Annotated in this window: 22 protein-coding genes and 1 tRNA gene; 9 read left to right on the top strand and 14 right to left on the bottom strand. The window is 55.8% G+C overall.

All coding sequences use genetic code 11. The features are described 5' to 3' along the window. Genes SIC18_RS01365 through SIC18_RS01355 form a run of 3 tightly spaced genes read left to right on the top strand, consistent with a single transcriptional unit; the run spans position 1 to position 1,459 of the window. Positions 1–252 (top strand): Ycf34 family protein, encoded by a 252-nt coding sequence (locus SIC18_RS01365; RefSeq protein ID WP_048347354.1) that lies wholly within the window; start codon positions 1–3, stop codon positions 250–252. Continuing rightward, positions 249–872 carry a tRNA (adenosine(37)-N6)-threonylcarbamoyltransferase complex dimerization subunit type 1 TsaB gene (tsaB, locus tag SIC18_RS01360; RefSeq protein WP_048347353.1) on the top strand — a complete coding sequence of 208 codons (624 nt, stop codon included), beginning with the start codon at positions 249–251 and terminating at the stop codon, positions 870–872. Before SIC18_RS01365 ends, tsaB begins: the two co-directional genes overlap by 4 nt. Beyond that, positions 872–1,459: a YdcF family protein gene (locus SIC18_RS01355; protein ID WP_413429969.1), complete on the top strand. Its 588-nt coding sequence runs from the start codon at positions 872–874 to the stop codon at positions 1,457–1,459. Before tsaB ends, SIC18_RS01355 begins: the two co-directional genes overlap by 1 nt. Here SIC18_RS01355 and SIC18_RS01350 read toward each other — a convergent pair. The 5 genes from SIC18_RS01350 to rpaB all read right to left on the bottom strand — a co-directional run bounded on the left by SIC18_RS01350 (position 1,438) and on the right by rpaB (position 6,190). Then, entirely contained in the window at positions 1,438–2,121 is a 684-nt protein-coding gene (locus tag SIC18_RS01350) for a lysophospholipid acyltransferase family protein (RefSeq protein ID WP_048347351.1), read from the bottom strand. The genes SIC18_RS01355 and SIC18_RS01350 overlap by 22 nt on opposite strands. A 6-nt stretch (positions 2,122–2,127) precedes the next feature. Beyond that, positions 2,128–3,024, bottom strand: coding sequence for an ACP S-malonyltransferase (fabD, locus tag SIC18_RS01345; protein ID WP_048347350.1), 897 nt, complete (start codon positions 3,022–3,024; stop codon positions 2,128–2,130). A gap of 27 nt (positions 3,025–3,051) precedes the next feature. Continuing rightward, complete coding sequence (locus SIC18_RS01340) at positions 3,052–4,041, bottom strand: beta-ketoacyl-ACP synthase III (protein WP_048348345.1); 990 nt, start codon at positions 4,039–4,041, stop codon at positions 3,052–3,054. Between the two features lie 81 nt (positions 4,042–4,122). After that, entirely contained in the window at positions 4,123–5,463 is a 1,341-nt protein-coding gene (gene plsX, locus SIC18_RS01335; RefSeq protein ID WP_048347349.1) for a phosphate acyltransferase PlsX, read from the bottom strand. Next, positions 5,444–6,190 (bottom strand): response regulator transcription factor RpaB, encoded by a 747-nt coding sequence (rpaB, locus tag SIC18_RS01330; protein ID WP_048347348.1) that lies wholly within the window; start codon positions 6,188–6,190, stop codon positions 5,444–5,446. Before rpaB ends, plsX begins: the two co-directional genes overlap by 20 nt. Positions 6,191–6,281: 91 nt before the next feature. On the opposite strand from rpaB, the gene radA reads away from it, so the two are divergent. Beyond that, positions 6,282–7,679 carry a DNA repair protein RadA gene (radA, locus tag SIC18_RS01325; protein WP_413429968.1) on the top strand — a complete coding sequence of 466 codons (1,398 nt, stop codon included), beginning with the start codon at positions 6,282–6,284 and terminating at the stop codon, positions 7,677–7,679. Between the two features lie 3 nt (positions 7,680–7,682). Here the strand turns inward: radA and SIC18_RS01320 are convergent, their stop codons facing one another. After that, entirely contained in the window at positions 7,683–8,153 is a 471-nt protein-coding gene (locus tag SIC18_RS01320; RefSeq protein ID WP_284498561.1) for a photosystem I assembly protein Ycf3, read from the bottom strand. Between the two features lie 116 nt (positions 8,154–8,269). Between SIC18_RS01320 and SIC18_RS01315 the strand changes: the two genes are divergently transcribed. The 3 genes from SIC18_RS01315 to SIC18_RS01305 are packed head-to-tail and all read left to right on the top strand — an operon-like array spanning position 8,270 to position 12,248. After that, complete coding sequence (locus SIC18_RS01315) at positions 8,270–10,615, top strand: heavy metal translocating P-type ATPase (RefSeq protein WP_413429967.1); 2,346 nt, start codon at positions 8,270–8,272, stop codon at positions 10,613–10,615. 2 nt (positions 10,616–10,617) lie between these two features. Continuing rightward, a complete protein-coding gene (gene tmk, locus SIC18_RS01310) occupies positions 10,618–11,268 on the top strand; it encodes a dTMP kinase (protein ID WP_048347344.1) in 651 nt (216 codons plus the stop codon). Continuing rightward, positions 11,265–12,248, top strand: a complete 984-nt coding sequence (locus tag SIC18_RS01305) for a DNA polymerase III subunit delta' (RefSeq protein WP_413429966.1) — start codon at positions 11,265–11,267, stop codon at positions 12,246–12,248. The genes tmk and SIC18_RS01305 overlap by 4 nt, the downstream gene beginning before the upstream one ends. Before the next feature lie 8 nt (positions 12,249–12,256). Here the strand turns inward: SIC18_RS01305 and SIC18_RS01300 are convergent, their stop codons facing one another. From SIC18_RS01300 to SIC18_RS01285, 4 genes are all read right to left on the bottom strand, one after another. Next, positions 12,257–13,057 (bottom strand): response regulator transcription factor, encoded by an 801-nt coding sequence (locus tag SIC18_RS01300; RefSeq protein ID WP_048347342.1) that lies wholly within the window; start codon positions 13,055–13,057, stop codon positions 12,257–12,259. A 301-nt stretch (positions 13,058–13,358) separates the two neighbouring features. Next, positions 13,359–13,430 (bottom strand) — tRNA-Asn (locus SIC18_RS01295). 35 nt (positions 13,431–13,465) lie between these two features. After that, complete coding sequence (locus SIC18_RS01290) at positions 13,466–14,146, bottom strand: ABC transporter ATP-binding protein (protein ID WP_048347341.1); 681 nt, start codon at positions 14,144–14,146, stop codon at positions 13,466–13,468. A gap of 5 nt (positions 14,147–14,151) precedes the next feature. Continuing rightward, the gene (locus tag SIC18_RS01285; protein ID WP_041426744.1) at positions 14,152–14,415 is read right to left on the bottom strand and encodes a hypothetical protein; all 264 of its coding nucleotides are present in this window, start codon (positions 14,413–14,415) and stop codon (positions 14,152–14,154) included. Positions 14,416–14,571: 156 nt separating this feature from the next. Here SIC18_RS01285 and psbD point away from each other — a divergent pair, with 156 nt between their 5' ends. Further along, on the top strand, positions 14,572–15,627 hold the full coding sequence (psbD, locus tag SIC18_RS01280; RefSeq protein WP_048347340.1) for a photosystem II D2 protein (photosystem q(a) protein): 1,056 nt from the start codon (positions 14,572–14,574) through the stop codon (positions 15,625–15,627). A 70-nt stretch (positions 15,628–15,697) separates the two neighbouring features. Here psbD and SIC18_RS01275 read toward each other — a convergent pair whose 3' ends face one another. Together SIC18_RS01275 and SIC18_RS01270 are read right to left on the bottom strand one after the other, a co-directional pair. Continuing rightward, a complete protein-coding gene (locus SIC18_RS01275; RefSeq protein ID WP_413429965.1) occupies positions 15,698–16,168 on the bottom strand; it encodes a DUF2079 domain-containing protein in 471 nt (156 codons plus the stop codon). A gap of 280 nt (positions 16,169–16,448) precedes the next feature. Continuing rightward, complete coding sequence (locus tag SIC18_RS01270) at positions 16,449–18,083, bottom strand: DUF2079 domain-containing protein (protein WP_413429964.1); 1,635 nt, start codon at positions 18,081–18,083, stop codon at positions 16,449–16,451. Between the two features lie 278 nt (positions 18,084–18,361). Here SIC18_RS01270 and SIC18_RS01265 point away from each other — a divergent pair, with 278 nt between their 5' ends. Then, positions 18,362–19,072, top strand: a complete 711-nt coding sequence (locus SIC18_RS01265; protein ID WP_413429963.1) for a pectate lyase — start codon at positions 18,362–18,364, stop codon at positions 19,070–19,072. Here the strand turns inward: SIC18_RS01265 and SIC18_RS01260 are convergent. Both SIC18_RS01260 and SIC18_RS01255 read right to left on the bottom strand, forming a co-directional pair. Further along, positions 19,069–21,135 carry an ArnT family glycosyltransferase gene (locus SIC18_RS01260; RefSeq protein ID WP_413429962.1) on the bottom strand — a complete coding sequence of 689 codons (2,067 nt, stop codon included), beginning with the start codon at positions 21,133–21,135 and terminating at the stop codon, positions 19,069–19,071. The two genes, SIC18_RS01265 and SIC18_RS01260, sit on opposite strands and share 4 nt — an antisense overlap. Next, positions 21,135–21,665, bottom strand: coding sequence for a pectate lyase (locus tag SIC18_RS01255; protein WP_413429961.1), 531 nt, complete (start codon positions 21,663–21,665; stop codon positions 21,135–21,137). Before SIC18_RS01255 ends, SIC18_RS01260 begins: the two co-directional genes overlap by 1 nt. Positions 21,666–21,777: the final 112 nt, after the last annotated feature.

Genomic DNA, 21,777 nt, shown 5'->3' with positions numbered 1-21,777 from the left:
ATGTGCATCTGCGTGGATTGCCGCTGGGTGGATCGTTGTCAGGCCTATCACGCTGTGGAACGGCAGCATGGTGTGGCTCATCTCACTGACAAGCCTGACGTGAGTCCCCAAGATCCACGCATTCATATCAGCCTTCATGACCTCAGCGGGGGGGGCGTTGGCGTGGAATGGGATGTGCAAGCTTGCTCCAGCTTTGAGGCTGATTACGGACGATGGCAGCGATTGCGCCCTGAACAGGAGTTGCCCCGATGAGCCGTTGGTTGCTGGCGATGCATAGTTCGAGTGAAACCCTCGGCCTTGCCGTTCGCGACGCTGAAGACCCCACTGGGGGAGTACGTATCCTCTCTCGCTCGATGGGACGTCAGCTCACCAATGGTTTGATTCCTGCTGTCGAGGAACTGCTCCCACGAGCGGAATGGGCCTCGATTGGCCGTTTGGCAGTGAGTACAGGTCCAGGAGGGTTCACGGGGACTCGCTTAACCGTCGTGATGGCCCGCACCCTGGCTCAGCAGTTGGGTTGTCCTTTGCATGGCGAGAGCAGTTTCGCTTTGATGGCCCAGCGGTTATCCGCCGTCTTAACGCCCAGTCAGGCTTTGGAGCCCTTCTCGATCATTCAGCCCCTTCCCCGTCGTGGTCGAGTCGCTGGGCGCTACCGCCTACGTTCCGGCTCCGTCCCTGTGGAAGAGCTAGAAAAACCTCGTTTACTTAGAGAGGACGAAGAGCCATCTCCCGCTCTGACCATGGAGCTTGATGTTGCTTCGGATGTGCAGCATCTGCTTGAGCGTTGTTGCCACTGGGAGCAGGAGGACGCTCCAGGCCCCTGGGAGCCTGTGCTGCCCATTTACCCCACGTCGCCTGTGGGTCCGGTCTAATGGCCCCAGGTTGGCGCTCCTCACTCGTGATCCTTGCTGCTTTGGCTTGGGCGACGACGACTGGGCCCTTAAAGCCTTTCCGTAAGGCCCTCACCACGGTTGAGCCTCCGCAACGCATTCTCGTGCTGGGAGGAGATCTCGATCGTGAACGGGTAGGACTGCGATTGGCGCAGCAGTTGGAGCTCCCCTTGGTGGTGAGTGGCGGCAGCAATCCTGAGTACGCGAAATGGCTGGTACGGGATGCGGGGTTGGACCAGAGCCGGGTTGTGCTCGATTACCGAGCCAAGGACACCTTCACGAATTTCACATCCTTGGTTGATGACTTAAAACGCGATGGTGTGAGACACGTCTATTTGGTCACAAGCGAAGATCATTTGCCCCGTGCCATGACCGTGGGACGGCTGGTGGCAGGAAGTCGAGGGATCCGTCTCACCGGGGTGCCCGTTGCTTGTCAGCCCTCCTGTGGAAAGGAGACGTTGGGCAAGCGCTTGGGAGATGGGCTCAGGGCGCTGACTTGGGTTATCACAGGTCAAGACCTCAAGCCTTGGGTCCTACGGAATTGGCCTCAAGGAGTTCCAACGCCTTGATCGATCAAGGCATTGATGCGCCGTTGAAGCTCCTGGGTTGTGGCTTCTAGCTCAGGCTTTTTCCGACCGGTCGGCGCAGGAATGGGCTCTCCGATGCGAAGTGCAACGGGAACGAGTCTTGGCCAGCCCCTTCCCGCACCTAGGGCGCGATGGCTGTTGATGATTGCCACAGGGAGGAGTGGCGCTCCACTGCGTGCAGCAAGCAAGGCTGCGCCTGGTCTGGGTTGATTGACGCGGCCGTCCACTTGACGGGTGCCATCGAGGAAGACACCGATCGCCCAACCTTCTTGAAGGCGAGCTGTGGCTGTACGAATCGCCTCTCGATCACTGGCCCCCCGTTTCACGGGATAAGCGCCGCAGGCGCGAATAATGCCTCCCAAGATTGGGATCCGGAAGAGTTCGGCTTTGGCCATAAACGCCACAGGACGGCCCAGAGCGTGGCCAAGCAAAGGCGGATCGAGATGGGAACCATGATTCGCGACCACAACCAATGGCCCTTGAAGAGGCACCAATGCGTTGCCGCTCGTCCACCCCCTTAAGAGTCCTCGAAAGATCGGAAACACCACCAAGTAGCTCACGAGCTGATACATCAGGCTCGGTTTTGGCGCGACTAGAGGGACGACAGCAGAGCCTTCGCTCGGGCTGGGTACAAGAGGGGACATGGCTTCTTAGAGACCTAAATCAGCCGAGCTCGAGAGCTGGACTGTCGTGACACCACTCATGGCCCTTTTGGCTAGGCCACTAAGCACATTCCCTGGTCCCACTTCGACCAAGGTGTCGACCCCCTTCGATGTCAGCGTTTCCATGGTTTCTCTCCAGCGAACACCTGTGGTCATCTGCTTACACAAACGTTGCTTCAGTTGAGAGGCGTCACTGCATGGGGTTGGATCGGTGTTGCTCAGGACAGGAACGCGAGCATCTTCGAAAGCCAGGCCCTCCAGATGGACCTGAAATGCTGCAGCCGCTTCTGCCATCAAGGGTGAGTGGAAAGCTCCTGACACGGCGAGGGGAATCGCGCGTTTGCAGGTGAGTTGCTCACTCACGCTTGTCACGGCCTCCGGGGTTCCTGAGATCACGACCTGCGCAGCGCTGTTGTCATTGGCGATCACCACGCCATCGGTGTTGTAGACAAGGCTTTCAAGCTGATCGCGGTCAAAGCCGATCACGGCAGTCATCGCTCCGCCTCCAGCGGCTGCCATGAGCTCTGAGCGCCGCTGCATCAACGCAAGGCCTGTCGTTACATCAAACACACCAGCGGCATACAGCGCTACGAGTTCTCCGAGACTGTGGCCAGCCACAAACGCTGGCTCGCGCTCCTGTCTGCGGAGTTCATCCACAATCAGGCTTTCAACGACGAAGAGCGCTGGCTGGGTGTTGCGTGTGTCGTTGAGATCGGCGGGATCGGCTTGCGTATCGGCTTCCCCTTGGCAGATCGCCAGCAAATCTCTGCCAAGCAGACTGGAAGCAAGTGCAAATCGTTCTTCCGCTCCGGGAAGGGTCAGCACGGGCGAAGCCATGCCCGACTTCTGAGACCCCTGACCGGGGAACACCCAGGCAATCGTCATCGTTGGCAGGTAAAGATGGCTGGGAGCCTAGGCGGGACCTTGCCAACGCAACAATGCAGCCCCCCAACTGAGGCCAGCTCCAAAGCCACTACTCGCTAACAGGTGACCAGGTGCCACGCGGCCGTCGCGTACGGCTTCGTCAAGCATGAGCGGGATCGTGGAGGCAGAGGTGTTGCCGTAGTTCGCCAAGTTGCTCAAGACCTTGGAGTGAGGAATTGAAAATCGATCCGCTACGGCATCCAAAATGCGCTGGTTGGCTTGATGAAGCAGCAGCCAGTCCAGTTGGTCAGGGGTTGTGGCTGTTTGCTCTAGAAGCTCCTTGAGGATGGCTGGCACTTCGCGCACGGCAAATTTGTACACCTCTTGTCCATTCATTTGAATCGGCAGATAGCCGCCGCATTGATGACGGGTGGTGTTGACCAGAGGAAGACTGGTGGGGATCTGCGGCAAGGTCAGCGAATGGCCGCGGCTGCCGTCGCTGCGCAACTTGAAACCCAATAAGCCATCGGATTCTGCAGAGGTGGCTTCGAGGGCAACGGCGCCAGCCCCGTCACCGAAGAGCACGCACGTGCTTCTGTCGTCCCAGTCGACAAAGCGGCTCAACTGGTCGGCGCCGATCACGAGCACCCGTTGCATGGCGCCTGTGCGCAGGTATTGGGCGGCTGTCACGAGCGCGAAGAGAAAGCCGCTGCAGGCCGCCGTGAGGTCAAAGGCCACGGCGTTGTGCGCGTTTAATCCGGCCTGAACTCTTGGTGCTGATCCAAACAGGTCGTCAGGGGTGGAGGTGGCTAGTAACACCAGGTCGAGGCTTTCAGGCTCCCAATGGGCCATCGCCAGGGCCTGTTGCCCAGCACGGATAGCCAGATCATTGAGCGATTCATCTGGAGTGCTGACGCGCCGAGACTGAATGCCGGTGCGTGTGCGAATCCATTCGTCACTGGTCTGCACCCGCTCGCTGAGGTCAGCATTGCTGATGGTTTGGTTCGCCTGGGCGCTGCCACTTGCGACCAGAGCCATGCCACGGAAGGGTGGGGGAGTTCCAGCCAATGTGGAAGCGCTGTCAGTGGCGCCAGTCAATCACAGTCCAGACAGGTTGCTTCAGCTTTTGAGTGGTGCTGGCTTGCTGAGTTCGGCGAGATCGTCCATCACGCCATGACTTGCAGCGGAGTGAGCTAAGCGCAGAGCGCTCACGACGGATAGGGCTTTGCTGCTTCCATGGCCGATGACACAAATCCCATTCACACCAAGGAGAAGTGCACCGCCGTGTTCGGCGTGATCGAGCCGTTTCTTGATCCGTTTGAGATTGCTGCGCAGGAAAGCTGAGCCAACTTTGCCGCGCCGTCCCCTCGGTAATTCAGCTCTGAGAACGCCGAGCAGAACACTGCCGACCGATTCAAGGAATTTCAGCAGCACATTTCCAGTGAAGCCATCGCAAACCACCACATCAAATTCACCGGACAGAACATCTCTTCCCTCGCAATTTCCTGCGAAATGAAGACGGGTTTCGTCTCGAAGTAATTCATGGGTGCGTAGAGCGAGTTCATTTCCTTTGCATTCCTCTTCGCCAATGTTGAGCAAGCCAATGCGCGGGCGATCGACTTGGAGAACATCTCGGGAATAGATGTTTCCGAGCAAAGCAAATTGATGCATGTAGGCAGGCTTGCAGTCCATGTTTGCTCCCACATCAAGGACCAGCACAGGCTGGCCTGGGTCCTTGGTGGGGAACAGCGCTCCAATGGCGGGTCGATCGATCCCGGCAAGGCGACCAAGGCGAAAGATGGCAGAAGCCATCACAGCGCCAGAATTTCCCGCGGAGTAAATCGCCAAGGCGTCTCCGCGCTTCACTAGATCCATGGCGACATTGACGCTGGCATCACGCTTCCGGCGCACAACAGTGGCTTCCTCATGCATTTCCACGGAAGGTCCGCTGGGGATCAGCTCTAGGTGGCCTGCGTTGATCGCGTGGTTGAGCGGTTCTGTGAGTCCAGAGGCCTCAGCAGCCTCCATGACCCGGTTGGTTTCGCCGACAAAGCGGATTCGCAAGGGCAGCCGATCGATCGCTTGCAGAGAACCCTCCAGGATCTCCCCAGGGGAATGATCTCCACCCATTCCATCGACCGCTACCCAAAGGCGATCACTGTCCTTGATGAGTCCGTCATCACCGACCTCTGTGGTTTGCAAGCGGCGCAGCGGGTCCATCACCGGTTGGAGCATTTGCCCCGCCATGCTTCCGGCGTTAGTGACAACGCTTCCTGCCATCGATCCGACCGATTCAGCAACGTTGCCCGCAGCGCTGGCAGAGGTGGTGGCGGTGTCGACGAGACTGGTCACGGCGCTATTGCGCCGATACCAAATCACAAGTCTTCTCACCGCCTTTGATCGGCGTGGTCTGCTCCGGGCTTCTTCGGCCGGGCTGAATTCAGGATCCTTCGGGTGCAACGGAATCGATGATGCGCTGGAACAAGTAACCGGTTCCCCGAGCCGTCAGGATCAGCTCGGGATTGGCCGGATCGTCTTCGAGTTTGGAGCGAAGCCGTGAGATATGAACATCCACGACCCGGGTGTCCACGTGACGCTCAGGTGTATATCCCCACACATCCTTCAAAATTTCACCGCGGCTGAATGGTTCGCCAGAGCGACCTACGAGCAGTTCTAGGAGGCTGAACTCCATTCCGGTGAGGCGGATCCGTTCATCTGCACGGAACACTTGACGCTTATTAGTGTCGATCCGTAAATCTGCGACTTGAATCACTCCAGAATTGGGGATTCCAGCGATCTGTTCTTTCTCTACCCGGCGCAGAACGCAGCGTATTCTTGCTTCAAGCTCTTTGGGACTAAACGGTTTAACGACATAGTCGTCAGCACCCAGCTCAAGCCCGGTAATCCTGTCTGCAACGTCACCCAAGGCGGTGAGCATCACGATCGGAACATCCGACTCCTTGCGTAATTCTTGGCAGACTCCATAGCCGTCAAGCTTTGGCATCATCACGTCCAAGACCACCAGATCTGGATTGCACTGTTCAAAGCTTTCGAGAGCTTCCGTGCCATCGCAGGCGGTTACAACGTTGTAACCAATCATCGACAGGCGGGTTTCCAGAATGCGTCGAATACTCGCCTCGTCGTCGACAACGAGAATGGTTTCCTTGCTGGCGGCTGTGGCCGTCATATCCGAACTTATTTCGTACTGGTATTGGTTACAGATAAATGGACGGAGGCCCCGTTCATTCACCGAAAGCCAACTTTCTTCATAGTTCGACGTGTCCCGACCCGCTTCAATCTTTGTTTGTCAGAGCTGTGGTGCGCAGACTCGGCAGTTTTTTGGCCGCTGCAGCAGTTGCGGTAGCTGGAATTCTCTGGTCGAGCAAACCGCTCCGAAACACGACGGGCGGCGCAGACGTGCTCCTGCCGAGGCAGCAAAGGCTCCAGTGGCGCGACGTTCGACCGCTATGGCCGATCTGGGTGATCGGCCGATTCAACGTCTTGAGAGCGGCTACCCAGAATTAGATCGTGTATTGGGCGGTGGAGTTGTACCCGGTTCGCTGGTGCTTGTGGGGGGTGACCCAGGGATCGGTAAAAGCACGCTGCTGCTTCAAAGCGCTTCGGTCATGGCGAACCGTCTGTCCGTTCTCTATGTCAGCGCTGAGGAATCAGCTCAGCAAGTGAAGTTGCGCTGGTTGCGCTTGGGTGGAGAGAGCGAGGGGCTTCAACTGCTTGCCGAAACAGATCTCGAGTTGGTGTTGGAAGAGCTCGAGGCTCTGCAGCCCGATGTCGCCATCATCGACAGCATTCAGGCCCTGCATGACGCCAACCTGTCGAGCGCTCCGGGATCTGTTGCTCAAGTGCGGGAATGTGCCGCGTCTCTGCAGCGATTAGCCAAGCGTCAGAACACGGCTTTGCTGCTTGTCGGCCACGTGACCAAGGAGGGGTTGTTGGCAGGACCCAAGGTTCTCGAGCATTTGGTGGACGCCGTGCTCACCTTTGAGGGGGATCGTTTTGCGAGTCATCGACTTCTACGTGCCGTTAAAAATCGCTTTGGTGCCACCCATGAACTCGGCGTGTTCGAAATGCAGGGTCAAGGTCTTGTTGAGGTCAACAACCCGAGCGAGTTGTTTCTGAGTGGTGATGAGGCCAGTGGAGTCGCGACGATTGTTGCCTGTGAGGGCACCAGGCCTCTTGTCGTCGATCTCCAGGCCTTGGTCAGCACCACGAGCTATGCGAGTCCAAGACGCACGGCTACAGGGATTGCGGTCAATCGTTTGCATCAGATCCTGGCGGTGCTCGAAAAGCACATGGGCTTGCCGCTGTCACGTTTCGACTGCTACCTCGCTGTAGCTGGTGGCCTCGATGTAGAGGAGCCTGGGGCTGATTTGGGGGTGGCTGCTGCTGTTGTGGCGAGTTATCGCGATCTCATCTTGCCGGCAGGCACCGTCCTGCTCGGTGAACTGGGCCTTGGTGGGCAGCTCAGGCCTGTTGGGCAGTTGGAGTTGCGCTTGCAAGAGGCCGTCCGCCTTGGATTCAGACGAGCAGTTGTTCCTAAAGGGTGTGGACTCGGAACTGGGGAGGCCAGCTTGAACTTGGAGCTGCACGAAGCTGGCTCGATCACGGAAGCGCTTGTCCTAGCCCTTGGTGTGAATCCTGCTGATCACGAAGCATGACCCTCAGAAGTACACGTCCACATTGCTGCGGCCGGTTGATTTCAGCCAGTTTTCAATTTCGAGGTAACCACCTGGATTCAGCCTCACGGCTTGGGTCCAAACGTTTGCTGCTTGATCAAACCAGCCATCGGCATCATCACGACGTCCCTCTTCTTCAGCAGTGCGACCGCGTTTTTCAAAAATCAGGCCCATGTTTTTCAGGCATGACGGTTGCTTGGGGTTCTCCTCCAATGCCTTTTGGTAGGTCTCCAGCGCTCGCTCTTCCTCACCATTGCTCATATAGATGATGGCGATATTTTTGAGGGTCTCCCCCCTGTCGATCGGGTTCTCCTCAAGCTTCAGGCTTTCCTCGTAGTTTTCCAAGGCTTCGGCGTAATCACCGTCGTTCTGGGCGGAGAGCCCGTCGCGGTAATACACATAAGCTTCTTTGGAACGGGCATTAATCGGCAGCAGCTTCACGATCAGATCTGCCATGACCGTGAAGCTTTTGTCGATAAAATTGTCGTTTCGATTACTGCGCGGCACAGGAAACCCAAAAAAGGTGTGACTCCATCCTGACTGGAATCAGCAGCCCTGCCTAGCGTTCAAGAATGCGTTCTGCAGTTGTGACAAATTCCGCTAACGCCACAAAGTCACCTCCCACGATGCTCTTAGACGTGGAGGGAATGAAGTGTGGCGGTTGCGTTCGTTCGGTTGAGCGCACGCTTCTTGATCAACCTGGGGTCTGCGAAGCCAGCGTGAATCTTGTCACTCGCAGCGCTTGGCTTCGCTTTGAAAACGATGCTGTTGCTGATCTTGATGGAGTGGTTGAGGCCTTAACGGCCAGGGGTTTCAGTGCCCATCCTCGCGAGATCAATACCTTTGGTGCAGCGGTTGAGGCTGATCGCAGTTGGGGTTGGTGGAAGCAGTGGCGTCAGTTGATCGTTGCTCTTGTCTTGCTCGTGTTGTCGGTGGTGGGTCATCTGGCTGAAGCCGGAACCGTCCACGTTCCAACCCTTGGTTCGCTTCCTTTTCACGCTGGCTTGGCCACTGTTGCTTTGGCAGGGCCGGGAAGGCCCATTCTGATTGCCGGATGGCGCTCAGCTCGAATGGGTGTGCCAACGATGGACACCCTGGTCAGCCTTGGTGTTGGAAGTGCCTATTTGGCCAGCTTGGTGGCTTTGGTTTGGCCTCAGGTGGGTTGGCCCTGCTTCTTTAACGAGCCAGTCATGCTCTTGGGCTTTGTGTTGCTGGGTCGTTTCCTAGAAGAGAGGGCTCGCCATCGCACGGGCCGTGCTCTACAGGACCTAGCGGCTCTCCAGCCCGATGTTGCTCGATTGTTGATGGACGATGGCGCGATTCGGGAGGTGTCTGTTTCGGCGCTGCGACCAGGGGAAAAGATTCAGCTTTTGGCCGGCGATCGTGTTCCAGTGGATGGAATCGTGCGTGAGGGGCATTCGGCCGTGGATCTCTCCAGCCTGACTGGGGAACCTTTACCTCTGGATGCCTCTCCAGGCGCTGAGCTCAGTTCCGGCAGCCTCAACCTGGAGGCCACCTTGATGATGGAGGTGCAGCGGATTGGTCGTGAAACCGCTCTGGCGCGCATCATTGATTTGGTGGAGCAAGCCCAGGCAAGAAAGGCGCCGATTCAGGGCCTTGCCGATCGAGTGGCCGGTCAGTTTTGTTACGCGGTGGTGAGTTTTGCTGCTCTCACGTTCTTGTTTTGGTGGCAGGTCGGGTGTCGTCTCTGGCCTCAAGTTCTTGATGTCCCTGTCGCGTTGATGGATCACGGCCATGCCCATGGCCTTCATGGGTCTCTTGGAGCGGGAGCTGAGACGCCACTTGGTCTCGCGCTCCAACTCTCCATTGCCGTGCTGGTGGTTGCTTGCCCTTGCGCTCTCGGGTTGGCCACTCCCACTGTGATCACCGTCTCTTCAGGCTTGGCAGCGAAGCAGGGCTGGTTGTTTCGAGGTGGGGATGTGATCGAGTTGGCAGCTTCTGTGCAGCGCATGGTGTTCGATAAAACAGGCACGCTCACGCTTGGGCGGCCCCTGGTGGATTCCGTGTTGGTCAGCGAGGATCCCCCTCAAGCGCTGCAGTTGGCGGCCAGTCTTGAGCAGACGAGCCGTCATCCATTAGCTCATGCGCTGTTGCAAGAGGCGCAACGGCTTCAGTTGCCTCTTCTAGGAGTTGAGTCCAGCCGCACCACACCTGGTGCGGGGATGGAAGGTCGTTTGCAAGGAGTGGATGGTCTGGTGCGCGTTGGCTCCCCGGAATGGCTGCGTGATCAAGGGGTCTCCTGGACGGAGCAACAGCAAGAAACACTCGATTCGGTTGTTCAGCGTGGGCAGTCGTTAGTGGCTGTTGCTTTGGCTGAGAATCCACTGGGTCTCGTCACCGTCGACGATCGACTTCGCCCGGACGCATCGCTCGCCATCCAGCGCTTGCGAGACCAGGGTCAGTCCGTCGCCATGTTGAGTGGGGATCGTCGTCAGACCGTTGAAAGGGTGGGACGAGAGCTTGGTTTCGCCGACGCTGATCTGGCTTGGCAGCTCTTGCCGCATCAGAAACTTGAACGGCTTGAGCTTTTGCGCGAGCAGGGATCTGTGGCGATGGTGGGTGACGGCATCAACGATGCCCCCGCCTTGGCGGCAGCCGACCTTGGCATCGCAGTGGGCACGGGAACCCAGATCGCACAGGACACGGCTGACCTTGTGCTGCTCGGGGACAGGCTTGAGGCGGTGCCTGAGGCGCTTTGCTTGGCCAGGCGAACGATGGCCAAGATCCGTCAGAACTTGATTTGGGCTTTTGGATACAACCTCATCGCTTTGCCGATTGCGGCTGGTGTGTTGTTGCCTGGCTTTGGCCTCTTGTTATCCCCACCTCTGGCAGCTTTACTCATGGCATTTAGCTCGGTGTCTGTGGTCCTGAATGCCCTCAGCTTGCGGCTTCGCTAACCATGGTCAGGCGGAAGGGGCGACTGCTGGTGCTGGAGGGCATCGATGGTTGCGGCAAAACGACTCAGCTTCAGCAGCTGTCCAGTTGGCTTCCAAAGAGCGGACTGATGCCCGATGAATCTCAGCTGGTTGTGACCCGAGAACCAGGGGGAACGGCCCTGGGGGCAAGCCTTCGTCAGCTTTTGCTCCATCCCCCTCGAGATGCTGACCCTGGGCCTACAGCAGAATTGCTGATGTATGCAGCGGATCGCGCCCAACACGTGGACCGAGTCATTCAGCCCGCCTTAGAGCGGGGTGATTGGGTGCTCAGTGATCGCTTCACGGGATCGACGATGGCTTACCAGGGATACGGACGAGGTCTCGATCGGGAGCTCATCACTGATCTCGAGCGAATTGCCACACGAGGTCTCAGCCCCGACATGACGGTTTGGCTGGATATCCCTTTGGCCTTGAGTGTTCAGCGACGCGGAAGTCGTGAGGAAGACCGAATCGAAGCGGAAGGACTTGCTTTCTTAGAGCGTGTTTCCAAGGGCTTTACTGCCATGGCTCAGGCGCGTGGCTGGGTGTCGGTTGTGGCCGACCGTCCGCTTTTGGAGGTTGCGGAGGCGATTCAAACCGCCTTGCTCACCCGAGCTGCGGCTTGGCAGCGATGAGCAACGTAGTGCTTGAAGACCAAGATCTGTTTGCTGATCTGGTGGGCCAGCCTCTTGCTGTGACCCTTTTAAAGTCAGCCCTGAAGCAGGAGCGTCTCGCTCCTGCTTATATCTTCGCTGGTCCAGAAGGTGTTGGCCGTCGCCTTGCTGTGCTGCGCTTCCTCGAGGGCGTGATCAGTGAAGGCCATTGCAATCAACGGCACCGGCGTCGCTTGGCAGAACGCAACCACCCTGATCTCCTCTGGGTGGAACCCAGCTACAGCCACCAGGGGCGTTTGATCTCTCGCTCTGAAGCTGAAGAGGTAGGCGTGAGTCGACGAACCCCTCCCCTTGTGAGGTTGGATCAGATTCGAGACATCAGCCGTTTTCTGTCACGTCAACCGCTGGAGTCGTCGCGTGGTCTTGTTGTGCTCGAGGAGCCGGAAGCGATGGCGGAGGCTGCCGCCAATGCTCTGCTCAAAACGCTTGAGGAACCGGGCCATGGAGTCTTGATCTTGTTGTCGGCGGCTCCCGAGCGCTTGCTTCCCACGATTCGTTCACGCTGTCAGCTGATTCGATTGATCCAGCTCAGTGCGGAAGATATGCAGCTAGTTCTCCAACGTTTGTCCGCTGAGGTCGATCAAGAGGCTGTGAAGCAAGGACTGGCCCAGCCTGAATTGGTTGCAATGGCTGGTGGCTCTCCAGGGGCGTTATTGGACCATGTCAGGCAGTGGTCACGTGTTTCACCGGATCTGATAGGACGTTTGCACGCCTTGCCAACCCAGCCGATTGAGGCCCTGGGGCTCGCGCGTGATCTCACTGAGGCTCTCGACGGCGAGCAACAGCTTTGGCTGATCAATTGGTTGCAGCAGCGCCTTTGGAGGGAACAACAAAATGAGCAGGTTCTACGAAAACTCGAGAAGCTACGCGTTCAATTGCTTTCATTTGTGCAACCCAGGTTGGCCTGGGAAGTCACATTTCTCGATTTGATGGGGCTTTGATCGTTGAATCAGGCCGTGGCCCGATTTGTTGCTTCAGCTTTTTGCTCTCGATCCTGGCGCGCTTGAGCAAGAACATCCTGGAGTCCATCGAGTTGGGATCCGGTAGGCAGCTCGAGGCAGTAGCCAGCTCCATAAACCGTTTTGATAAACCGAGGTTTGCGTGGATCTGGTTCTAATTTCGTGCGCAGGTGACGGACGTGAACGCGAATCGTTTCAATGTCGTCGTCTGGCTCGTAACCCCAAACTTCCTTGAGGATGAGAGAGGGTGCAACGGTTTGACCGTGGCGTTGGAGCAGGCAATGCAGAAGCTCGAATTCCAAGTGGGTGAGTCGCACCGGATGCTCGAACCAGATCGCCTCAAAGCGCTCAGGTACCAAGGTCAAGGGTCCGTAGCTCAGAATTTCGTGATGATTTCCCGACGTTCCGATAGGAGCTCTGTCGCTACGCCTAAGGAGCGCTTTCACCCGTGCTTGAAGCTCTTCAAGATCGAATGGTTTTGTGAGGTAATCATCGGCGCCCGAATTAAACCCACTCACCTTGTCCTTCGTACCACCCAAGGCGGTCAGCATCAGGATGGGGATGGATGCCGTTCTTTCATCGCGGCGAAGTCGTTGGCAGAGCGTGAGCCCGTCCACATTGGGCAGCATTAAATCAAGGAGAATTAAATCTGGGGTGTATTGCAAGGCAAGTGCCTGGCCCTTAATGCCGTCATCGGCTCGCTGAACATCAAAACCGCTGTGCTCGAGGTGTCCACCTACCAGTTCGCTCATGTCCCGGTCGTCTTCGATCAGCAGGATGGAAGGTTTCATCAAAATGCTGGCGAAAAAACAGTTGGACGAGGTAGTGCCGCGTCATTAAGGAGTAATTCTCTCAAGATCAACCAATTTGTGCAGAATTCAGGAGCTGTCCTTCGTGGTTGGCATGCCTCTAAAAGCCCTTTGCCTGACAGGGGTTTGACGTAGTAACTCAGAGATTGGCTCGCGCGCCTCTACAGGAAATCTTTTGATTTGGATGGCATGCAGTGGAAAATTTTCTCTGATTGAAGAAAAAATAGTGCTGCTAAGACCAAAAAAAGTCACCACCTTGTGGGTGATGACAGTCATTAAAAAACTCCCCGGGCGGGATTCGAACCTGCGACCAATCGATTAACAGTCGACCGCTCTACCGCTGAGCTACCGAGGATTGGGACCAGGAGACCTTAACTGTCTGGCCCTGACTTAGGCAAGTGCCTTGAGCGTGCGGCGCAAGGAAAGGCCTTTCTCCCAGGGGCCAACCATGCCTTTTTTCATCAGTGCTGCGCCATCAGCATGGTCCAGTTCATCCAGCCGATGCGTGATCCACAGAGCTGTGAGTGGATTGAGTGAGCGGTGACACAACTGTTGCACCGTTGCCAAGACCGAGCTTTGGCTGGATGGGTCCAGTAGGGCTGTCGGTTCGTCAAGGAGTAAAAGTTTTGCTTCGCTGGCTAGAGCGCCAGCGATTGCTAGACGCTGCTTTTGGCCTCCACTCAACGTGTGAATTTGCCGGGCCGCCATACCAGCAAGTCCAACCTGTTCAAGCAGATGGGCGATCCGCTTGCGTTTGAGGGAAGGGGCAAGCGTGGGGGGGAGGTTCAGGAGAAGGTTGCTGCCGCAACTTGGGAGCAGGAGTTGGTGGTCGGGATTTTGGAACACCAAGGCCGTTTGAACCTTGCAGTCCACGCGTCCCGCTTGTGGTTGGATCAACCCCCCAATCATTCGAAACAGAGTGCTTTTCCCGCTCCCGTTGCTGCCAACAAGCATCCACAGACCTGGAGCTGGAACGCTGAAGCTGCATCGGTCCAGAGCGCGGGTTCCGCAGGGCCAGCAAAAATTCACGCCTTCAAACTGAAGAACCCGTTCGTTGGTGTCCGTTCCCACAGGGATTAGCTGTCGAGTGAAAAACCTGGGCGTTTGCTTCCCCCGGATGCCGCCGTTTTCTCGTAGATCTGAACAGCTAAAACGTCGCTCGTGAGGACGCTGAGCCGTTTGCCTTCGACTTTTTCGCAGGTCATTTCGAGCAATCGTGGCTGTCCCTGTTCAAGGGCTTGACGAACCTGTTGATAGACAGATTCAGCATCTCCCGACTCCTTGCGTTGAACAGAGATAGGCATCGGGCTCATGCGAAGAGCTAATTCGACGACGTACACAGGTGAAAAAATGTTGTGGTCCCATTCTCCTCGCCAGAAGCAGGAAACGGCGGGCTGAGTATTTTCACTCATCTCTGAGCAGCTGGGCCAACTTGTCTCTGCAAAAAGTGCCAAGCCCTTTAAGCTCACAAACGTAAAGCTTCATGAAGCTCTCTCATGACGATCGCTGCAGGTCGCATGCCGCAGCGGGGATGGTTCGACGTCCTCGATGACTGGCTCAAGCGCGACCGATTTGTGTTTGTCGGCTGGTCCGGCATTCTCCTCCTTCCCACGGCCTACCTCTCCATTGGTGGCTGGTTAACGGGAACCACCTTCGTAACTTCCTGGTACACCCACGGCATCGCGTCGTCGTACCTCGAGGGTTGCAACTTTCTCACTGCTGCTGTGTCCACCCCCGCTGATGCGATGGGTCACAGCCTTCTCTTGCTCTGGGGCCCAGAAGCCCAGGGTGATTTTGTCCGCTGGTGCCAGCTTGGAGGCCTCTGGGCTTTCGTAGCTCTCCACGGCGCCTTCGCATTGATCGGCTTCATGCTGCGTCAGTTCGAAATTGCTCGTCTCGTCGGCATTCGTCCCTACAACGCCATCGCCTTCTCAGGTCCGATTGCGGTGTTCGTCAGCGTGTTCCTGATGTACCCCTTGGGACAGAGCAGCTGGTTCTTTGCGCCCTCCTTTGGTGTGGCTGCAATTTTCCGCTTCCTGTTGTTCCTCCAAGGTTTCCATAACTGGACCCTGAACCCCTTCCACATGATGGGAGTGGCCGGCATTCTTGGCGGTGCACTGCTTTGCGCCATTCACGGTGCAACGGTGGAAAACACCCTGTTTGAGGATGGTGAACAGTCGAACACCTTTAAGGCGTTTGAACCCACCCAGGAAGAAGAGACCTATTCGATGGTCACCGCCAACCGTTTCTGGAGCCAAATCTTCGGAATTGCGTTCTCCAACAAGCGTTGGCTGCACTTCTTCATGCTGTTTGTGCCAGTGATGGGCTTGTGGACCAGTGCCATCGGCATCGTCGGCCTTGCCCTCAACTTGCGTGCCTATGACTTCGTGTCACAGGAAATTCGCGCAGCAGAGGATCCTGAATTTGAAACCTTCTACACGAAGAACATTCTTCTGAATGAAGGTCTGCGTGCCTGGATGGCACCGGCTGACCAGCCGCACGAAAACTTCGTCTTCCCTGAAGAGGTTCTGCCCCGCGGTAACGCTCTCTGATTCAGAGCTTTTTCATCATTCAGTCAGCCTTCCTTTTATGGAAGGCTTTTTTAATGGGATGAGACTCGTTTTAGAGGTTCAGCGCCTCAGCGAAGCGCTCGAAATCTTTTTGTTGAGATGCATCCCCTGTGGTTTGACGTTGCAGGAGGACGACGTCGTCGTCAAAAGCAAAAACCCCGTAATCTTGACCGATGAGGTCATTCAGCTGTCGGAGGTTTCTCTCCAAACCTTTGCGCTGTTTGATGAATGTCTGAAACATGCGTTGGTTGTGCAAATCAGCCACAACCCAATCCACAGGAAACTGTTGTCCGCTTTGATCCTGATAGTGGATGTTGTATGGAAATCGGATCAGGACCTCGCGATTGGCCAGGTGGGGGATCAACCCGGTGGTGGCGGCAACGCTGCTGCCGTTTGGGATGGTATTGATCAGCCTTAGAGCGCTACGGCCATGGTTGAGTTGCTCCAGGGGATTTCTGTAGATAAGAGGGTGGTTGACAAGCCAAGGCAGCCAAACAACCAGTGTTTCGAGCCAGAGAAGCAATCAAGGGTGTCTTAGCACTAAAGGCGTTTCTCTTTTATGCTGCATAGGTACAGTTTGCAGCGGTGTGACAAGGCTTATCGATCTTCGGCTCGACCAGTCTTTGTCGCATGCATCGCCGGCAACATCAATCCATTTCGGAGGAGGTGTCCATGAGTTCCAGTTCTTTCATTCAGGGTTTGCTGATCGCGGAGAACGCCGGCTGATTCCGGCATCTAGCTCCTAGATCAATCGGTTCTGCGACAAAGCAGACCCGGCGAGAGCCCCCAAGCCAAAAGGTGTTTCACCTCTGGCTTGGGGGCATCGTTTTAGCTTTAAAACTCTGAATCAATCGATTTAGATCCTGTTGCAGTTTTTGATCAGTTTTGCCATTGCGATTCAAAACCACAACGCCGTCTTCAATGGATTGAACTCGATAGATTGAGGAGTTTTCATCAAGCCACTTCAGACTTTTCTTCAGACGTTTCCGATCTGTTGAAAACGCCTCGGAAAAATGAGCCAGCGTCTTAAGGTCAACCGCAACCCAGTCAACGGAATGCATTTGCTCATTGATGTCTTGATACTCGGTGCCGTGCGGAAAGCGCACTAAAACCTGTCTTTGGGCAAGCCAAGGTATTAAGTTTGTGTTGGCGCTCACTGACGCATTGGCAGGGATTGATTGAAGGGCGTGTCTGGCTTTGACTCCATGCTCCCATTGCTGAAGGGGGGGCTGATAAACCCATGGATGAATGCTGTCTGGAATGAGGAAAGAAAAGCTTCGATTTTGGTTGCCAGCAACGGCAAAAATTAAAGATAATGCTATACATCCAGCCCATATATTTCTGAGCTTTCTTGAGTTAAATAGATTTTGCCGTGATTTCCACCACAGGCTTGTGCCAGCGAACAGTCCCGGAACGACTAAAAATGTGTATCGAATATTGATCGATAGAGGGTCGTTGCTCCCTCGCGCTAACAATAGCCCTAGAAGGGGAAGTGATGCCATTAAAAGTGCATCGGCTGAAATTAAGGGAACGAATAGGAGTGGTAGTCCCATGCCCAGGAAATACAACAAGGTGTCTCCTGGTGGGCTGACCAGTTCGCGGAGAAGAGTCAATGGTTGACCAAAAACTTGTTTGGCGATGTCAAAACTTGATGCACTTTCTGCGTCGGGTGCAAATTGCCCGAAATTGGCCACCATAAATCGTTTGCTGTTGTCATCTCCAAAAATCGGCATCAGCATGTTCGTGACGATGCCAACCCATGCAAGCCCTGTGATAACAAACAGAATGCCAATTGTGCGTCGTCGTTGATCTTTGATTGAGAGCCATAGGCCAATGCTTGCGAGAACGACCCCGGTATCTTCTCGTATTAATGGAATCAGTAGCGCGCTGATAATCCATAAGGCCGTGCGATTGGTTTTTAAGCCGTAAAGGAGCGCAAAAACTAGGAGTGGTAATTGGCATAAATCTGTGAAATTGCTCAGGGTTGGAGCAACAATGGCATTGGCGCAGTAAAAGGCTACGGTGATCCTTTCTGCAAGGTTTGGGCTAAGGTCAAGTTTGGCAAGTTGAAAGAGAACTAAGCCAGCCCCTGTAATTAGGCTGATTTGTACGACAGGCAGTGCCCAGATCCCGAGGAGACGAACGAGTGGGATCCAAGTGACTAAAATTGGCGTGAAATGTTGGCTAAGTCTTTGATAGGCAACGGACGGAACTTCTCCACTATGAATTACATTCGTGGAGAGCTGGGAAGATAGTGTGCTTTCAAACGGGTGGCCTCCTATGCCATTCCACAAAACTTGCAGAAAGATACCCTGGTCGTAGCTAGCACTAAGGCTTATCAATCTCCACCACAGAAGCAATATCCCAAGGCCTGCAAATAAAAGTGCTACCCATTTAATTCGACTCTCTGGTTGGAGGCGTTGAATTCTGTTGAGCATGGATTAGCGTGAAGTCATAGGTCAAGTTGTTCCATCAGAACCCTTTTGTCAGTCAGCCAGGCGACATTGCTATGGTATTGCTGACAGTATTAAAGCCCCAGGCGGATTAGACGTTTAGGGCTAAAGCCTTCAGGCAAAAGTCAACAATGATCCATCAATTCCTTTTCAAAATAGTGGATCAATGCTTAGATCTATTCCTGCAGGCTGCTTGTCATGCAGGAGCTCACAGGGCTAGCTATGCAAATTGCCAGATTTGCTCTCATATACAATAGCATTGATTGGAGCGTCTTTTGGAAGTGGCTACTGAAGAATCTGGGCGACGTGTAATTAAAACTCCTTGGGGAGACTTGGCTCCTAGCGTTGATCTTTTCCCGCTGGTCTATTTGATTGTTTTGTATGGAATAGTGTATTTTTTGCCTTTTGGTGTTTTTGACTTTTGGCGGAAAGGTGAAGACGGTTTGGCTGAATGGTTGCAGTTTTTTGCTTATCTGGGTGCCGGGCTGTCGGCTTTGTTGTGTTTTTTGCTTTCGTTCAATCGTCGCCGTCGTATGCAGGCGATGTGGTGGTTGTTGATGACGGTTTTTTGTCTCTATGTTGCCGGAGAGGAGATTAGCTGGGGCGAAAGGTTGACGGGCTTTGGATTTGATCTCCTTCGAGATGTCAATGCCCAAGGCGAATCAAATTTGCATAATCTTGAGGGTGTTCAAAACTATCTGCACGCCTCGTTTATGGCTGCAGGGGTTTTTCTGGGCTGGCTTGGTTGGCGATTTTTTCCTGCTATTGAAGCCTTCCCAGCGCGTCGGTTCAGTCTTTATTTCCTCATTGTTGCAGCGTTTTATTTTTACTGGGATGTCTCATGGATCAGCCATGGCGATCGCATCCGCAATGATCAGGAGGCAATCGAGTTACTGATGGGATTGGGCCTCTGGATGCATGGCTTCACGTCACTTCGCCGTTTGCTCAGGTCGCGATCCACAGCGCCGGGCTAGCGCGATGTCCCTTCGATCGAGTCAATGATTGTTGTCACAGCCGGTTCGAGACTGGAGAACAGCCCGATGGGACCGCGAGGGTCAAAGCATGCTGTTCGTGCAAGATCTCGCAGAGCCGTGATGATGTCTCGCTGCTGACCGGATTGAAGTTTCTCCATCTGATCGGAGGCCGACCAGGATGCTTTGCAGGTCTGCCAGTTCGCGATCAAGACGACGAGCCGGTAAGTACGAGCCCAGCTCTCTTCTCCTTCGACTTTCTGGATGCGCTCAAACCAGTCAGCAGCTTTGTTCGGTCGATTGCGCAGAACGTTGATCAAGGCCAGGCTCCAGAGAGCGTCCCGGTCATCAGGGCTTTCTTCCAGCTGCGCTAACGCCCAGTTCTCAACACGCTCTTGGTATGCGAATCTCGGATCCAGCAGGTGCCAGGGCTCAATGGAGCCGAAGATGGCTTCGAGCGCTGCAGGGCCTTCCTCCATGCTCCGTGCCAGTGCAATGAACCGCCTGTCAAAGCGTTCCGGTTCAGGAGCCGTCGGCTTGCGTTTCCAGAGCTCGATATCCCTCCCCTTGCTCCAGGGCCAGGTCTGAACCCGTTCAAAGCGAGGATCCTGTCTTACTTCTCTGCTCAGTTGGCGGGCTGATTTGCGAGAGGTGCCCTGATCACCTGTGGCCAGAATCCACCACTCAGCCTGTTCTCTTGCGAGAGTGCTTTGCCCCTTGGAACGGCCCAGTCGCCTTACATCGATGGCTCCGCCATCAAGATTGCCGAGGTAGCTCAGGGTCTGTTCATTGAGATCGCGGTCGCTGGCGGCGATCAGAACCGTGACGTGATCACTCCCTTCTCGTTGTCTGAGGCTTGCAATCACGTCCGCCGCGGGAGATCCCGGCGCATCCCGGATGTCACCCCACTGGATCCGGATGAGCTCGATTGCGCTGAGCAAGGAGGCCAGTAGGAGCAGGACCGGGCCGATGGCCCGTTGCCATGGCCGTTTGCCGAAGGCCTGCAGTAGGAGCAGCCAGCCCCTGGCCAGGATGATGCTCAACAGTGGCAATAGGGGTGCGATGTAACGAGCATCCTTGTTGGGGCTCAGGCTCGTCGCAATCAGGACACAGATTGCCGTGCCTGTAAGCCAGCCCATCCCTTCCGTTTTCTCGATTCCACCGGAATTGCTTCGCTTCATAGCTTGCAGCAAACAACCGGCAAGTCCGCCGCCGAGCACCAGGCCTCCCACCTGTTTCGGTAGCAGTCGTGGGTACCAGATCCACGATTCCAACTGCAGCAGGCCGGGGTCGCCTTCCTCGGCCGCCGATGCAATCACGGCGCGTTGTGTTCCGCCAAGTGTCGTGATCCAGTTGTGCTGCAGCCAGGGAATGATCGCGATCAACGCGAGTCCAAGACCTGCTACGAGCTGAAGGCTGCGTTTGGGCTCTCTCAGAGCTTGCAGTCCGGCCCAGATCGCAGGGAGAGCCACCACCAGAAGTGCACTCTGCTTGGTGAGAACTGAAGCGGCAAGGGCCGTGGCAGCGACGATGGCCTGAGGCCATTGGCCACCTTGCGAACCAGGTCGCTGCCAGCGGTACAGCAGGAACAAGGCCAGCGTTGTCGTTCCTGTGAGTGCTAGGTCAAGGGTGAACTCAACGCGATGTTCTGCCATGCCAGGAGCCATGGCGAGAAAGAGCGCCGCGAGGATTCCAAGACGTCGGCCGCCAATGCACCGGCCCCAGCTCGCCACTGTCAGCAACACGACCCCATGCCAGAAGCTCAGGATCCATCCGGCCTGATCAGGGTTTTGCCCGACGATGGCCATCAGGCTTCCGCTGAGAATGGATGACAGAGGAGGGATTTTTGGTGAGAGATCCAGGAGCGCCTGCAACCCCTCCCACCGGCCCGGGTCGAGCACCCTCAGCTGCCTGCCATGCTCAATTGCGCTGCTGAGGTACTCGGCCTGATCCCAAGAGGGCAGGCGTTGATCTAGCTGCAGCCACGTGTGGTCGAGCACACAGCTCAGCGACCAGATCAGCCCGAGGGCGATCCACCAGATCAGGTTTTGATGGCGCAGGAGCATCAGCCAGTGCCGAAGATACGGGTTGAAATGCCACGCGTTCGGCACCAGCTGCGCGTGTGCAGGTAGAGCCCAGCGATGATCAAGAGTTCATAAATCTCCTGATGATTGGCGACAGTGATCAGGCATTCGCCGGCTTTCCCGCAGAATTCGAATCCCAGATACCAGATCGCTGGCAAGGTGAAATAGAGCGTGAACCGCGTGGCGGGGATGAGGGGCGCGGTGCGGAATACGAATCCCGCCAGGCCGAGGACCAGACCGAGGCCTGCCCATCCGAGATGCAGGAGCCCTTTCCCCTGGAAGACGGCGATGTTGTGCAGGTTCGTTTCTCCTTGCGTGTTGATCGATCGGATGGCGTCGATGCCGGCACCGTGCAGTCGCTCGCCCCAGCTGATTTCTTCACCGATGAAGAGGCAGAAGAGAACCAACAACAACAGCCATCCAAGCCGTTCCCATCTTTGCTGTGATTGCTTTTGAAGACGAAAAGCGTTGATGGCCGAGAGGATTAGCAGGGCCACGCTGCCCCACTCCATCAGCCCGTCCTCGTTCTGAAGCCATCCGAAGATTCCAAAGGGTAGCCAACGAATAACTGTATATAAAACAATAAGGAAGTAAATTGGCCTGAGATCCAGATTGTTGGCAATC

This window comes from Synechococcus sp. Cu2B8-bc1011 (assembly GCF_047302735.1).
GTDB lineage: Bacteria > Cyanobacteriota > Cyanobacteriia > PCC-6307 > Cyanobiaceae > Synechococcus_C.
The sequence above is the reverse complement of the archived record's forward strand: the minus strand, read 5'-3'. Positions and strand labels throughout refer to the sequence as shown.

What these genes read in the sequence shown, in the direction of transcription:
- SIC18_RS01260 (WP_413429962.1), bottom strand. Translation starts at nt 21,135, where the DNA reads ATGCTCCTGCGCCATCAAAACCTGATCTGGTGGATCGCCCTCGGGCTG.
- rpaB (WP_048347348.1), bottom strand. Translation starts at nt 6,190, where the DNA reads ATGACGGCCACAGCCGCCAGCAAGGAAACCATTCTCGTTGTCGACGAC.
- fabD (WP_048347350.1), bottom strand. Translation starts at nt 3,024, where the DNA reads ATGACGATTGCCTGGGTGTTCCCCGGTCAGGGGTCTCAGAAGTCGGGC.
- SIC18_RS01350 (WP_048347351.1), bottom strand. Translation starts at nt 2,121, where the DNA reads ATGTCCCCTCTTGTACCCAGCCCGAGCGAAGGCTCTGCTGTCGTCCCT.
- SIC18_RS01315 (WP_413429967.1), top strand. Translation starts at nt 8,270, where the DNA reads ATGCGTTCTGCAGTTGTGACAAATTCCGCTAACGCCACAAAGTCACCT.
- tsaB (WP_048347353.1), top strand. Translation starts at nt 249, where the DNA reads ATGAGCCGTTGGTTGCTGGCGATGCATAGTTCGAGTGAAACCCTCGGC.
- SIC18_RS01270 (WP_413429964.1), bottom strand. Translation starts at nt 18,083, where the DNA reads ATGCTCAACAGAATTCAACGCCTCCAACCAGAGAGTCGAATTAAATGG.
- SIC18_RS01320 (WP_284498561.1), bottom strand. Translation starts at nt 8,153, where the DNA reads ATGGCAGATCTGATCGTGAAGCTGCTGCCGATTAATGCCCGTTCCAAA.
- SIC18_RS01340 (WP_048348345.1), bottom strand. Translation starts at nt 4,041, where the DNA reads ATGGCTCTGGTCGCAAGTGGCAGCGCCCAGGCGAACCAAACCATCAGC.
- SIC18_RS01355 (WP_413429969.1), top strand. Translation starts at nt 872, where the DNA reads ATGGCCCCAGGTTGGCGCTCCTCACTCGTGATCCTTGCTGCTTTGGCT.
- SIC18_RS01365 (WP_048347354.1), top strand. Translation starts at nt 1, where the DNA reads ATGTGCATCTGCGTGGATTGCCGCTGGGTGGATCGTTGTCAGGCCTAT.
- psbD (WP_048347340.1), top strand. Translation starts at nt 14,572, where the DNA reads ATGACGATCGCTGCAGGTCGCATGCCGCAGCGGGGATGGTTCGACGTC.
- tmk (WP_048347344.1), top strand. Translation starts at nt 10,618, where the DNA reads ATGGTCAGGCGGAAGGGGCGACTGCTGGTGCTGGAGGGCATCGATGGT.
- SIC18_RS01300 (WP_048347342.1), bottom strand. Translation starts at nt 13,057, where the DNA reads ATGAAACCTTCCATCCTGCTGATCGAAGACGACCGGGACATGAGCGAA.
- SIC18_RS01305 (WP_413429966.1), top strand. Translation starts at nt 11,265, where the DNA reads ATGAGCAACGTAGTGCTTGAAGACCAAGATCTGTTTGCTGATCTGGTG.
- SIC18_RS01255 (WP_413429961.1), bottom strand. Translation starts at nt 21,665, where the DNA reads ATGGAGTGGGGCAGCGTGGCCCTGCTAATCCTCTCGGCCATCAACGCT.